The organism is Georgenia sp. Z1491, from assembly GCF_049856175.1.
Taxonomy (GTDB): domain Bacteria; phylum Actinomycetota; class Actinomycetes; order Actinomycetales; family Actinomycetaceae; genus JB111.
On sequence record NZ_JBNDNA010000027.1, the window covers coordinates 1 to 11,720 of the forward strand.

The 11,720-nt window shown below is 71.4% G+C and carries 16 protein-coding genes and 1 pseudogene; 7 read left to right on the plus strand and 10 right to left on the minus strand.

Annotation, left to right across the window (positions count from 1 at the left end):
* The 6 genes and pseudogenes from ACPYO4_RS15955 to ACPYO4_RS15980 all read right to left on the minus strand — a co-directional run.
* Nucleotides 1-585: pseudogene (locus ACPYO4_RS15955) on the minus strand (DUF2075 domain-containing protein); the annotation flags it as partial.
* Nucleotides 566-889: a nucleotide pyrophosphohydrolase gene (locus ACPYO4_RS15960; protein ID WP_425710256.1), complete on the minus strand. Its 324-nt coding sequence runs from the start codon at nucleotides 887-889 to the stop codon at nucleotides 566-568. The pseudogene ACPYO4_RS15955 and the gene ACPYO4_RS15960, both read right to left, overlap by 20 nt.
* A gap of 341 nt (nucleotides 890-1,230) precedes the next feature.
* A complete protein-coding gene (locus ACPYO4_RS15965) occupies nucleotides 1,231-1,416 on the minus strand; it encodes an N-6 DNA methylase (protein ID WP_425710241.1) in 186 nt (61 codons plus the stop codon).
* A 14-nt stretch (nucleotides 1,417-1,430) separates the two neighbouring features.
* Nucleotides 1,431-1,724: a biopolymer transporter Tol gene (locus tag ACPYO4_RS15970; protein ID WP_425710242.1), complete on the minus strand. Its 294-nt coding sequence runs from the start codon at nucleotides 1,722-1,724 to the stop codon at nucleotides 1,431-1,433.
* A gap of 68 nt (nucleotides 1,725-1,792) precedes the next feature.
* Nucleotides 1,793-2,275, minus strand: coding sequence for a pyridoxamine 5'-phosphate oxidase family protein (locus ACPYO4_RS15975; RefSeq protein WP_425710243.1), 483 nt, complete (start codon nucleotides 2,273-2,275; stop codon nucleotides 1,793-1,795).
* A 153-nt stretch (nucleotides 2,276-2,428) separates the two neighbouring features.
* Complete coding sequence (locus ACPYO4_RS15980) at nucleotides 2,429-3,478, minus strand: N-6 DNA methylase (protein WP_425710244.1); 1,050 nt, start codon at nucleotides 3,476-3,478, stop codon at nucleotides 2,429-2,431.
* On the opposite strand from ACPYO4_RS15980, the gene ACPYO4_RS15985 reads away from it, so the two are divergent.
* From ACPYO4_RS15985 to ACPYO4_RS15995, 3 genes are all read left to right on the plus strand, one after another.
* The gene (locus ACPYO4_RS15985) at nucleotides 3,405-4,481 is read left to right on the plus strand and encodes an NADH:flavin oxidoreductase/NADH oxidase (RefSeq protein WP_425710245.1); all 1,077 of its coding nucleotides are present in this window, start codon (nucleotides 3,405-3,407) and stop codon (nucleotides 4,479-4,481) included. The genes ACPYO4_RS15980 and ACPYO4_RS15985 overlap by 74 nt on opposite strands.
* A gap of 24 nt (nucleotides 4,482-4,505) precedes the next feature.
* Nucleotides 4,506-5,345 carry a PaaX family transcriptional regulator C-terminal domain-containing protein gene (locus ACPYO4_RS15990; RefSeq protein ID WP_425710246.1) on the plus strand — a complete coding sequence of 280 codons (840 nt, stop codon included), beginning with the start codon at nucleotides 4,506-4,508 and terminating at the stop codon, nucleotides 5,343-5,345.
* 81 nt (nucleotides 5,346-5,426) lie between these two features.
* Nucleotides 5,427-6,236: a hypothetical protein gene (locus ACPYO4_RS15995; protein WP_425710247.1), complete on the plus strand. Its 810-nt coding sequence runs from the start codon at nucleotides 5,427-5,429 to the stop codon at nucleotides 6,234-6,236.
* A 37-nt stretch (nucleotides 6,237-6,273) separates the two neighbouring features.
* Here ACPYO4_RS15995 and ACPYO4_RS16000 read toward each other — a convergent pair whose 3' ends face one another.
* Nucleotides 6,274-6,879: a TetR/AcrR family transcriptional regulator gene (locus tag ACPYO4_RS16000; RefSeq protein WP_425710248.1), complete on the minus strand. Its 606-nt coding sequence runs from the start codon at nucleotides 6,877-6,879 to the stop codon at nucleotides 6,274-6,276.
* A gap of 51 nt (nucleotides 6,880-6,930) precedes the next feature.
* Here ACPYO4_RS16000 and ACPYO4_RS16005 point away from each other — a divergent pair, with 51 nt between their 5' ends.
* Genes ACPYO4_RS16005 through ACPYO4_RS16015 form a run of 3 tightly spaced genes read left to right on the plus strand, consistent with a single transcriptional unit; the run spans nucleotide 6,931 to nucleotide 8,803 of the window.
* Nucleotides 6,931-7,479 (plus strand): HXXEE domain-containing protein, encoded by a 549-nt coding sequence (locus ACPYO4_RS16005; RefSeq protein ID WP_425710249.1) that lies wholly within the window; start codon nucleotides 6,931-6,933, stop codon nucleotides 7,477-7,479.
* Nucleotides 7,480-7,481: 2 nt separating this feature from the next.
* The gene (locus ACPYO4_RS16010; RefSeq protein ID WP_425710250.1) at nucleotides 7,482-8,030 is read left to right on the plus strand and encodes a hypothetical protein; all 549 of its coding nucleotides are present in this window, start codon (nucleotides 7,482-7,484) and stop codon (nucleotides 8,028-8,030) included.
* Nucleotides 8,027-8,803, plus strand: a complete 777-nt coding sequence (locus ACPYO4_RS16015; protein WP_425710251.1) for an alpha/beta fold hydrolase — start codon at nucleotides 8,027-8,029, stop codon at nucleotides 8,801-8,803. The genes ACPYO4_RS16010 and ACPYO4_RS16015 overlap by 4 nt, the downstream gene beginning before the upstream one ends.
* Before the next feature lie 35 nt (nucleotides 8,804-8,838).
* Here the strand turns inward: ACPYO4_RS16015 and ACPYO4_RS16020 are convergent, their stop codons facing one another.
* Both ACPYO4_RS16020 and ACPYO4_RS16025 read right to left on the minus strand, forming a co-directional pair.
* The gene (locus tag ACPYO4_RS16020) at nucleotides 8,839-9,327 is read right to left on the minus strand and encodes a RidA family protein (RefSeq protein WP_425710252.1); all 489 of its coding nucleotides are present in this window, start codon (nucleotides 9,325-9,327) and stop codon (nucleotides 8,839-8,841) included.
* 66 nt (nucleotides 9,328-9,393) lie between these two features.
* On the minus strand, nucleotides 9,394-9,804 hold the full coding sequence (locus ACPYO4_RS16025; RefSeq protein ID WP_425710253.1) for a DUF6157 family protein: 411 nt from the start codon (nucleotides 9,802-9,804) through the stop codon (nucleotides 9,394-9,396).
* Nucleotides 9,805-9,885: 81 nt separating this feature from the next.
* Between ACPYO4_RS16025 and ACPYO4_RS16030 the strand changes: the two genes are divergently transcribed.
* Nucleotides 9,886-10,740, plus strand: coding sequence for a helix-turn-helix domain-containing protein (locus tag ACPYO4_RS16030; RefSeq protein ID WP_425710254.1), 855 nt, complete (start codon nucleotides 9,886-9,888; stop codon nucleotides 10,738-10,740).
* A 267-nt stretch (nucleotides 10,741-11,007) separates the two neighbouring features.
* Here ACPYO4_RS16030 and ACPYO4_RS16035 read toward each other — a convergent pair.
* Nucleotides 11,008-11,720 (minus strand): helix-turn-helix transcriptional regulator (locus tag ACPYO4_RS16035; protein WP_425710255.1); only part of this gene is annotated, 713 nt, incomplete at its 5' end.

Below are 11,720 nucleotides of genomic sequence, written 5' to 3' on the forward strand. Positions count from 1 at the left end.
GGCAAGGATGGTCTTACCCGTTCCCGGGTGCCCCTCGACGAGACTCGCGCTCGACAGGTCGGCGGCGAGGTCCTCGAACAGACCATCGAGAATGCTCTCGACGACAATCGCCTGATCATGGGTGAGCGCCTTGAACGGGGACAACTTGAAGAGGTCGCTGTTGACGATCTCGGGGATGCTGCGGTCGAAGTACCCCGCCGCGCGGAGCTCGTCGAAGATCTCATCGAACCGCAACCGGTACCACGCACGGTCGAAATACTCGGCGTCAGTGATCCCGTCGTTCCTGTTGAGCACCTCGAACTTGCCATCGCCCCCGAGCAGCCTGATGAGCGTCGACTCCAGGTCGAGACAGACGGACTTGTTGAACGTCTCGTCGATGACCACCCGCACCGTGTCGAGGCCGTCCTTGGTGCCCAGGTGCTGCCGCATCCTGCCCATCGCGTTGCCGGTCTCGCCCACGTAGATCGAGCGTGGCCCGTTGATGCTGTAGACCACCGGCCAGTTGCTGTGACGAGGATCGACCCGGCTCCACTCATCCACGGAGCCGGAGTCGAAATCGAGTCGCTCAATCCTCCAGCTGGTCATACTTCAGACTCGTTCCTCGCGCCTTGTCGACCGGATACTTCTCGCGGGTCCTGGCCAGCTTTCGGAGCACAAGATCTTCCGGCTCGTCGCCCAGCGCGTCCGCGAGCAACAAGCAGTACGTCAAGACGTCGGCGAGCTCGTCACGCACCCCATCGAACTCCCCCGGGGCGCCCCACTGAAAGCATTCCAACAGCTCTGCCGATTCGATACTGATGCTCTTCGCAAGATTCTCCGGCGAATGGAACTGCGTCCATTCGCGTTCGGCGACGAACTCGCGCAGGACATGAATCGCACGGTCGTTCATCACCGGGCGACCGTAGCACGATGACGACGACACAATTCCGCGCGAGAGCGCCGTCTCCCACGCCACTCACCTGGTTCGTCGCGCCGGTGCGCGGATGGTCGCGAAGCGCCCCGACCAGAGCGCGCCGCCGGCCGCAGACACGAGGGGGCGCGCGGATGCGCTCCAACAGCCCGCGCCAGTGATGCAGTACGTGAGGGGACGGTGGACGTCGCGTGCCCTCACGTCGAACCGAAAAGAGATCCTTGTGAGTAACCGCCTCGTCGAGCTCGCACTCCGGCGTAGATGTTGCGCATGTGCGACGTCGTGCAGGAACTTCTTGATGCGAGCGTGGTCGTACGTCGTCAGGTTGATCTCCTGACCGCAGAAGCCCCCGAGCGGCGCCCCAGCGCCTTGGCGGACTTCAGCAGCAGGGAACCCGACCCTGGGGCGGGGTCGTAGACCTTGCGGACGCGCGTCTTGCCGTGGACCGTGATCCGGGCCAGTCCCTCGGAGACTTCCTGCGGCGGGTAGTGGTGCAGAGCACCCATGGACGGCCCCGCCTCTACGCCTCGTCCTCGAGCTCACGCAATCGCGCCAGCCGGTCTCTCGCCCGGCCGATCGCCTCGTGCTCACCGAGGTCCCACCACGCGGTGCCCCGCTCCCCCAGCCCCTCCTTCGCTGCCTGCACACGACGCCTGGCCGCGGTCCGGGCGTCGTCGTCGGGGGCGGTACGGACGGCAGAGCGTGCGCGGCCGAGCGCGGAAACCAGCGCGGCGCGCACCTCCTCGGGCAGCCGCGGGTCGGCACGGCGCCACCGCCGACCCCGCACCACGACGTAGCGCTCGGTGTCCGTCACCTCTGTGCTCCCGCGACCGGCAGGGTCGGCCTGCGTGTGCGTGCCTGGCGTCGGGCCGATCTCCGGGCTCAGAGCTCGGTCGTCGATGTGCCGCCCGCGGGCCGCTCGCCGGACACCTTCGCCTTGACGAGCTGCGCGAGAGCGGAAACCTTCCCGCCGGGGACGCCCCAGTACTGCGCGGACTCCCCGACCGCCCTGACGAGAGTCAGGTTCGGGTCGTCCCTTCCCTCGACGTAGGCTTCGGCGCCGTCGCTCCACAGCTCCTCGACCTTGGCGCGGTCCTCGACGAGCTCGACGCGGCACGCGACGGACAGCCAGGAGCCGGCCTCGGCGACCGCGATGTTGGCGTTCGGCCCGCGCCGCAGCGCGTCGGCCTGACCGCTCGCGAGGCTGAGGAAGAACCAGACGTCGGCGTCGTCGCTGACCTCCTGCGGGGACATCGGGTGGGCCAGGAGCTTCCCGTCGGCGAGAGCGGTCGTCAGCATGACGACTCGGCTGCCGCGGAGGAGCTTGACGACGTCGGCCTGGGTCAGGTCGGAGATCTCAGCCATGGCGCTGTCCTTCCGGGTAGGTGCGTCCACTCGATCGATGGCGAACGTCCCGACGGTACGGGCAAGCGCCGCTCGTCGCGCGTCGAGCGGCGCACCGCAGGTCGGGCCGAGCCCGCGACGAGGTCGCGGGTGACTCGGCTGGCGACGTGCAGGTCAGGTGGGCCTCCGTCGTGCCGGTGATCGAGCTCGATCAGGACGTCGCACCGCGCCCGGAGGAGGACGAGGCGGATCGCCTGCGTGCCGCACCGGACCCGCAAGGGCGCGGCGGCCAGCCCGCCTGACTCGTGCCACGTGGTTGCGTGACTGCTGGTGAGTCGGACGAGCAGCGCGCGGATCTCGAGTGCTGGTTCTTGGTCGAGGGTGAGTTTCTCGCCGTTGATCTCGATGGTTGCTGAGCGGACGGCTCGTGGGGTGCGGACGAGCTTCTCGGTCGACATGGCCGAGACCTCGGTGAGGTGGCGCGTGATGGCCAGGGTGGCGAACGGTCGGTGCCGTGCCGTCGACGACCAGCCAGGACAGGATGTGCATGGTGAACGCGAGGTCTGGCTTCGACTTCGGCGCCAGCACGCCCGCGGGGGCGAACCGCTCGCCGTGGATGAGCAGCGGGTCGGCGTCCCCGGCCCACCTGATCGAGTAGGGCGGGGTGGACACGAGCGCCTCGAACGGCTCGTCGTCCCGGTGCTGGGGATCGGTGAGGGTGTCGCCGAGGGCGATGCTGAACGACTCGAAGGTGACGTCGTACGGGAACATGTTGATCCGCGCGAGGTCGTACGTCGTCAGGTTGATCTCCTGACCGCGGAAGCGCCCGGCGTTGCAGTGCCCGAGCACCGTCGCGAACTTCAGCAGCAACGACGCTGACCCGGCGGCCGGGGCGTCGACCTTGCGCACACGCGCCTTGCCGTGGACCGTGCTCCGGGCCAGCACCTCGGAGACCTCCTGCGCCGTGCAGTGCTCACCGCCGGACCTGTCCGCCTGCGAGGCACACATCCGCGTGAGGTACTCGCTGATCGACGCCGGTGCACCGGTGCGAGGATGGCCGCGAACCCGATCGACCCGCGGGTGCCGTCCCGCCGCGTGCACGCGCGAGCGCGCCACCGGCCACCGCCCCCTACGAGGAGGACCTCCGCCCGTGTCCCACGAGCTGTTCACGCCGCTCACGCTGCGCGGCGCCACCGCCCGCAACCGCATCTGGGTCGCGCCCATGTGCCAGTACTCCTGCCACGCCCACGACGGCGTCGCCACCGACTGGCACCTGGTGCACCTCGGCTCCTTCGCCAGGGGCGGCGCGGGGGTGGTCCTCACCGAGGCCACCGCTGTCACGCCCGAGGGCCGCATCTCGGCGGAGGACCTGGGGCTGTGGAACGACGAGCAGCGCGACGCCCTGGCACCCATCGTGCGGTTCGTCCACGAGCGCGGCGCTCTCGCCGGCGTCCAGCTCGCCCACGCCGGCCGGAAGGCGTCGGTGTGGCCCGCATGGGGCACGGAGCACCGGGGCTCACTCCCCCTCGAGCAGGGCGGCTGGGAGACGGTGGGCCCGTCGTCGTCGTCGTATCCCGGCCTGACCGCTCCCCGGGCGCTGGACGCGGCCGGCATCGCGGAGATCACGGCCGCCTTCGTCACCTCCGCCCGGCGGGCGCTCGACGCCGGGTTCGACCTCCTCGAGATCCACGGCGCCCACGGCTACCTCCTCCACCAGTTCCTCTCCCCGCTGAGCAACGACCGCACGGACGACTACGGCGGCTCGCCGGAGAACCGCGACCGGTTCCTGCTCGAGGTCGTCGACGCCGTGCGGGCCGAGGCTGGCGAGGACGTAGCCGTCCTCGTGCGGGTCTCGGCCACGGACTGGACCGAGGGCGGCCTCGACATCGACGACACCACCTGGCTCGCCGCCCGGCTGCGCGAGCACGGGGTCGACCTCGTCGACGTCTCGACCGCCGGCAACCTGCCGGCGCGGGTGCCGATCGGGCCGGGCTACCAGGTGCCGTTCGCCGCCCGGATCCGCGAGCGCACCGGCATCCCCACCGGTGCGGTCGGGCTCATCACCTCCCCCGTCCAGGCCGAGCACGTCCTCGCGACCGGGCAGGCCGACGTGGTGCTGCTCGCCCGCGAGATGCTGCGCGACCCGAACTTCGCCATCCGCGCCGCGCACGAGCTCGGGCACGACGCCGGCCTCGTCCCCGGGGCCTACGAGCGCGCCTACCGGTAGGCGCGCCCCGAATACAGTGGGCGGATGTCCGACCGGCGAGGGCTGCCCGCGCAGCGCGCACCGTCGATCGCCTCGCTCATCAGCTTCCTGTTCGGGCTCTCGGCCCGCGACTCGCTCCCCGGCCCGGCGCTCGTCGCGCTGCTGGCCGACCTCGGCATCGGCGCGAGCGCCACGCGCAGCGCGATCGCCCGGATGCGGGCCGCCGGCGAGATCACGGGAGCGCGCACCGGTCGCATCACGGACTACCGACTGGCCGGGCTGACCGCGAGCGGGTTCCGGCACGCACGCAGCCTCGGCCACCCCGGTCATGGGCCGGCGGAACGGGAGTGGACGGGCGAGTTCGCCGGAATCCTCTACAGCGCGCCCGAACGGCTGCGCAACCACCGCGACAGGCTGCGCACCAAGGCAGTGCTCGCCGGCTACGCCACCCTTCGGCCCGGCCTGCTCATCGGCGTCGACGACCGGTGGGAGACCCTCGAGCCGTTCACCGCGACCCTGCCCGAGGCGATGACGGTCTACCCGGTCACGCTCCGGCTCCGCCCGGCCGAGGCGCGCGCGGCCGCCGCCGAGGCGTGGGAGCTGGCCTCCCTCGACCGTCACCTGGGCCGGCAGGTCACGCGGCTGAGCAACGCCCTTGCCCGCGACCGGGACGGCCGGCCGACGGGGGCGGCGGCGATGCGTCGGCTGGCCGGGCTCACGCTGCCGGTCTACCGCGCACTCGTCGTCGTGCCGCCGCTGCCGGCCGAGCTGCTCCCCGAGGGGTGGCGTCAGCCCGAGCTCACCTCGCTCCTCGGCCAGGTCCACGAGGTGCTCGGCCCGCCCGCCCGGCGCCACCTCGACGCACGCCTGTCCGAGGCCGGCTGAACCTGCGCGAGATCCAGGCCCCTCACGATCCTGGTCCGTCAACCTGTGTCGTTTGCGTCTCCGACGTGCAAGGATCTCGACATGGATCGAGCCCGGACTGTGAGCCGCGCCCACCTCATCCTCGGCACCAGCCTCGCGTTCGTCATCGGCACGACGATCATGGTGGCCCTGCACGAGACCAGCCACGCCGTCGTGGGCGCCCTCTACGGGAGCCGACCGACCCAGCTGCCGTTCGCCGTCAGCTTCACCCCGGAGCTGTCGACCAACCAGGCCGTCGTCGAGCTGCTCGCCGGCCCGGCGTTCAGCCTGCTCACCGGGGTAGCCGGGGTCGTCGTCGACCGGGTCTACACCCCGTTCCGCACGCGGCCGTTCTGGCGCCTGGTGTGGCTGTGGACGGTGTTCACCAGCCTGCAGGAGGCCTTCGGATACCTGCAGGTCACCGCGATCCTCGACGTCGGGGACACCGCGCAGGCGTTCGAGCTGTTGAACGCACCGCCCGCCGCCTACGTCGCCGCGACGGTCGTCGGGTGGGCGTGCCTGCCCCTGACGGCCTGGGCCTTCTCCGTGCCGATCCGCGGGCTCGCCGCCACGGTCCAGGACCGGACCGACATGACGGTCTGGCCCTGGCTCATCGGCACCGGCGGCTTCCTCGTCCTCATGGCGGGCTACGTCCTGCTGGCAGCGGTGGACGACCCCGCGACGGTCGTCGCCGTCCTGGCTGCCGCGGTGTCGCTCGGGGTGTTCGCACCGATGTCGATGATGTTCCGCGCGAAGCGGGCCGACGCCGAGACCCCGCCCGCGATCGGCTGGCCGCCGGTGGGCGGGCTCGTGCTGCTGGCCGCGCTCGTCGCCGGAAACATCGTCCTTACGCAGGGCTGGATCTGGCCGTAGCCGGCGGCCTGCGCCGGGCACGGCGTGGTCGGCCGGCTCAGGCCTGCTCCGATACGTCGACGGCCAGTTCCAGGTAGCGGTCGAGAAGGACCGGACCGCGGCGCCGCGCCTCGTCGGGCGGCATCACGGTGAGGCGCAGCGAGAGACCGTCCAGCAACGCCTGCAGCAGCAGGGCGTCCTGGGCGACAACTGCCTCGGCCCCGACGTCGGCGGCAGGCGGGAGCGAGCGCCGTGCACGCACGATGCGGGCGTAGAGCTCGACGAGCTTCTCGTCGGTGCGGCGCCTCAGCCCGACGAGCGAGGGGTCGGTCCCGGCGTGCGCGACGAACGCCAGCCACACCGCGTGCTCGCGCTGCCGCTGCTCGTCCAACGGCAGCAGCTCGAGCAGGATCTGCCGGGTCCACACCCGCACGTCCCCCCAGCGAGAGACCCCGGAGAGGCGGTGCTCGACCCGGCCGGAGATCCACTCCATCGCGTACCGGATCATCTCGGCGCGGGTGCGGAAGTAGTGCTGCACGGTGCCGCCGCTGACGCCGGCCTCGGACGCCACGGCTCGCACGCTCACCCCCGCGACACCGCCCCGGGCCACCACCCGGGTCAGCGCCTCGGCCAGGCGTTCCCTGCCGTCCCTTGCATCTGCCATGCCACCACCTTACAGTCGTATGACCTACCCATACAAACGTAAGGCTGGCTCATGAGACAGATGCTCGCCGCACCTGCACCCGAGGACGCACCCACCGAGGTCGGGCAGCACCGCCTGACGCTGCCGTGGATCACGACGGCGCTCGTGGTCGTGCTGCACAACACCGAGGAGTGGTACCTCGACATGACCGGGTGGATCGCCGGTCATCCCTGGCTGCCAGGACGATCGCTGCACGGCGACGGAGCCGAGTTCGCACTCGTGCTCGCCCTCGTCACGCTCGCCGTTCTCGGGCTCGCCGCCGTCGCCGTCCTCACCCGGCCGCGATGGAGCGCCACCGCCCTCGTGTGCCTCACCTGCGCGCTGGCGGTCAACGGCGCGAGCCACGCCCTGCTCAGCCTCCTCTCGTGGAGCCCGATGCCCGGGGTCGTCACCGGCGTCGCCCTGCTCGTGCCCCTCGGGGTGGTCCTGGCCCGGGCTCTTCCCCCGGTCAGCTGGACGGCGTCGACCGTCGTGCTGACGGTCCTGGCGGCCGTCGGGCTCACGGCCGGGGCCTTCGCCCTGGCGGCCGCGCTCACCGCTCTTGCCGGGACGGTGGCGTGACGATGGGGACGACGCAGCACCCCGCCCCGCCGTCGGGCCGGTCCCCCGTCGAGATCGACCCGCGTCCGCCCGGCCTCGTGATGTCGATCGTCCTCGGCACCGCCGTGCTGGCGGTCCTCCTGTGGCAGCTCGTCGGTGTCGCCGACGACGGGCAGCAGCTCCAGGTCCTCGACCCGGAGCTCCACCCGGTCTGGAAGGCCGTCCTCGTGGCCACGCTCGCCGGCAGCATCGCCTGCAGCGCGGTGGCCTGGGCGCGACGTCGGTGGACGATGCCGGTGGCCCTCGTCAACACCGCGGTCAACGCCGCAGGGGCCGCGGCGCTCATCGGGCTGGCGGTGGCGGGCGCCCTCTTCGCACCGACACCGCCCGGGCGGTTCGGGGCGAGCGACGAAAGCCTCGGCGACCTGTCCGACCTCACCGAGCTGTTCCTGCTCCTCGTCGCGGTCGTCGCGATCTGGGACAGCCTCGACGGCCTCCTGCGGGCGCACCGCCGTCGCTCGGTCCCGACCCGGGTCCACGCACCCACCCACGACGACGAGCACCGCTCATGACGCGCCCGGACGCACCGTGGACCGGCATGATCCCGGTCGAGGACACCGCGCTGTTCGCCACCGACACCGGCGGACCCGGCACGCCGGTGGTCTACCTCAACGGCGCGTACGCCGACCTGCGCCACTGGGACCGGGTGGTCGCCGAGCTCGGGACCACGGACTGGCGGCACATCCGCTACGACGAGCGGGCACGCGGCCGCTCGCGGCGCTCCGCCGACTACTCGTTCGAGGCCTGCCTGCGCGACCTCGAGGCCGTGCTCGACGCGACCGGCGTGGAACGCCCCGTGCTGGCCGGATGGTCCTACGGGGCGACGCTGGCCGTGCACTGGGCGCATCGCCACCCGGACCGCACCGCCGGGGTGGTCGCCGTCGACGGGGCCATGCCCTACGACTGGATCGACGACGAGGCACGTGCCCGCCTCCGCCGGCTCTTCCGCCGCATGCGGTGGATCCTCCCGGTCGCGAGCCGGATGGGACTCGCGGCGCGGATGAGCGCCGAGCAGCACGCCGAGGTCAACATCGAGGTCAACGAGCTGCTGAGCACCCTCGAGCCCGTGCTGGACGGCATCGAGGCTCCCGTGAGGTACGTCGTCGCGACCGGCGGTCACCTCGGCACCGACGACGAGGAGATGGCACAGGTGCGCGCCACCCTCGACCCGGTGCTGGACCGTCGGCCGAACATCGCTGTCTTCGCGACGGTGCCCACCAACCACGCCAAGATCCTGCGGCGGGAGTCCGCGGCCGTCGCTGACGCCGTCCGCGAGATCGCGTAGCCGGTGGCGGACCGGGCGCGCGACCGGGCAACCGGTCAGCGGCCGGCCGCGATCGCCTCGACCTGGACCAGCAGCGCGGTGTTCGCCAGGTGCTCGACGACGAGGAGCGTCGACGCCGGCCGGTGCCCACAGAGGCAGCCTCGCGCCGTCTCCGTGAACTCGGGGATCGCGTCGTGCGAGGTGAGGTAGATCCGCAACGAGGCGACATCGGGCATGCCGAGGTCCGCCTCCGCCAGCACCCGCTCGACGTTCTCGAACGCGATGAGTGTCTGCTCCGTGAGGTCCGCGCCCATCGAGCCGCCCGGCCGCACACCCACCTGCCCCGACACGAACGCCAGGCGATCGGCGCCCACCACCAGCGCGCCCTGACTGTGGAGGGGCGAGTCGAAGTCACGCGCGGGCTCCAGCGGCCGGATCAGCCGACCGGGCCGTTCATCGTCGTCCCGTGTCATCCGCCCCGAGCTTCCACCCGGCACCGGCCCGCCGGTGCGCGTCGCCTCGGTCTCCGGCACATGGTGCGTCATGCGGCCTCCTCGATCGCTCCGCCCCACAGTAGGCGGCACCGGGGCGGCCCACCGATGAGGGCAGGGTCAGGCACGCTTCGAACGCATCGCCTTGACCTGCTTCAGCGCCGGGTCGGCGGCGAGGGCCGCGTACTCGTCGGAACCGAGCGGCACGAGGGCCACGCGGCTGTCGGCGTCGTGGTGGATGCCCCACCCGTAGCGCTTGCCCAGCGGGGAGGACCGCAGGCACGGCTGCCCCTTGGTGAAGAACGCGGCCCGCGCCTCCGCGCGCGACTCGGCGGGGACGGACTGCCGGATCCCGTGCACCTCGAACACGACATCGTCGCTGGTGAGCTCGTACGGATGCTCGGAGATCAGCTCGTACTGCAGTGCCGCGACGGTCGGCGCCCGGCCGCCCGACGGTGGTCGCTCGGCCGTATCGACCGGGCAGTCGTCCGCGACCTGGATGAACGTTCCGGCGTAGTTGGTGCTTCCCATGGCGTCAGTGTCGTCGGCACGGACGGGCAGCGATAGCAGGAAAGCGACAGACTCCGGGGGCTGCCTGGGAGGATGGACGCCATGACCGTCGCGGGTGATCCACGGGAGGACCCGATCGCCTCCTCGGAGCGGTCCGGCGTGCTCTACCCGGACCGGCTGGCGCGCTATGCGGCGGGGTGGATCACGCCGGATCCGGCCGTGTCGGCGGTGGTCGACCAGTACTGGCACGTCTCCTGGGCGCTGGACGAGCGCGAGGAGCTGGATCAGCCGATCATCGACCTGCCGGCAGTGACGCTCACCGTCGAGGAGGGCGACGTGCCTGCCCCGCTCGTGGTCACCGGGGTGCAGGGCGGTGCGTGGCGGCGCACCATCCGCGGAACAGGGCGGGTGTTCGCGGTCAGGCTGCGACCGGCGGGACTCGGTGTGCTCGGCGACTTCTCCCCCGCGCTGGTGGCGGACGCGACGGTGCCGCTCACGGCAGAGCTGGACGAGCGCCTGCACGCGCGGGCCCGGAGCATCGCGGGCGGCACCGCTCCGCGCGAGCAGGCGCGGGCCGCGGACGAGGCGATCACGTGGGCGCTCACGGATCGAGCGCCGACCGCGGCGGGCCTGCTGGCGAACGACGTCCTCGACGAGCTGCGCGAGCGCGTCCACCACAGGACGGGAGCCACCCTCGCCGAGCGGTTCGCGTGCAGCGAGCGCACGATCCAGCGCGCCTGCGTCGACACGCTGGGGCACGGCCCGAAATGGCTGAGTCGCCGGATCCGGCTCCAGGAGGTCGCCCGCGCGCTGCTGACCCGGCCCGGTGACGATCTGGCCGTGATCGCCGGCGATCTGGGCTACACCGACCAGTCGCATCTCACCCGCGACTTCCGCGCCGCCACGGGCATCACGCCCGGCGCCTACCGACGGGCGGCCGGCGAGCTGTCCGCCTGATCTGCGCGGCCCCGGCGACGAGCACGTCGTGGAACGACGAGAGCCGCGACCCCGTCTGTCGACGGTGTCGCGGCTCAAGCGATCGGGTGGACGCAATGGAACGCTGCGGGAACAGGCGACCGCGGGTTGAGAGGCTTGTTTCCGCGTGGAATCAGGGCATCTGTGGCGATGCGGAGTCCGAGGACGGGGCCAATGACCCGTTGATCGGAGCGTCGACGGAACCAAAGAAACGACCTCGAACACGCCTCACAGAGAAGGAAGTGGACGCTATGCGAACAGCCCGCGCCCAGGGCGTGAGCGTGAACGCGCTGGCGCGTCGCTTCGAGGTTCACCGGGGCACGGTGTGGGCGAAGACCCGGTGACAGCTCCCAAGCCCGGCCCCTCGTGGCTCGCGGTCGGTGGGCCGTAGTGCCGGTACTCGAATGGTGTCACTCCCATGTAGCGGCGGAACACGAGCGTCGCGTGTCCGCAATGCTGGCACCATCCGACTCGATCGGTGATTGTGCCGATGAGCAGGTCTGTCTCGCGGATCAGGCGCGCCATTTCCTGCACCCTCAGGATCGACAGATAGGTGAGCGGTGTTACCCCGAACGATTCCTTGAACAGTTGGCCGTACCGACTGGTGGAGAGACAGGCGTGCGCCGCGAGCTCGGACAGTGACCAGCGCCGCGCAATGTCGTTCTGGATGAGCGCCGCCGTGCGCGCAATCTCTCGGCGCACAGGTTGGAACGCTCGCCAGCGCGGAGGCGCTACCCGCACGGCCCGCTGTCGTGAGGTGAGCGGCGGCACCGGGACGGGCGCGTGACGGATGTACGGGGCGAGAGTGGCGAGTACCGTGAACACGAGGGCGTGAGTTCGGAAGTAGCCACTGGCCGAGGGGGCTGCTTCGGTGAGGTCGGCTACTTCGTCAAGGAGCAAGCCCAGTCGTGTGTTTTCTGCCTCTCCCACATGGAGCATCTGGATTTCGTTGGGATAGAGCT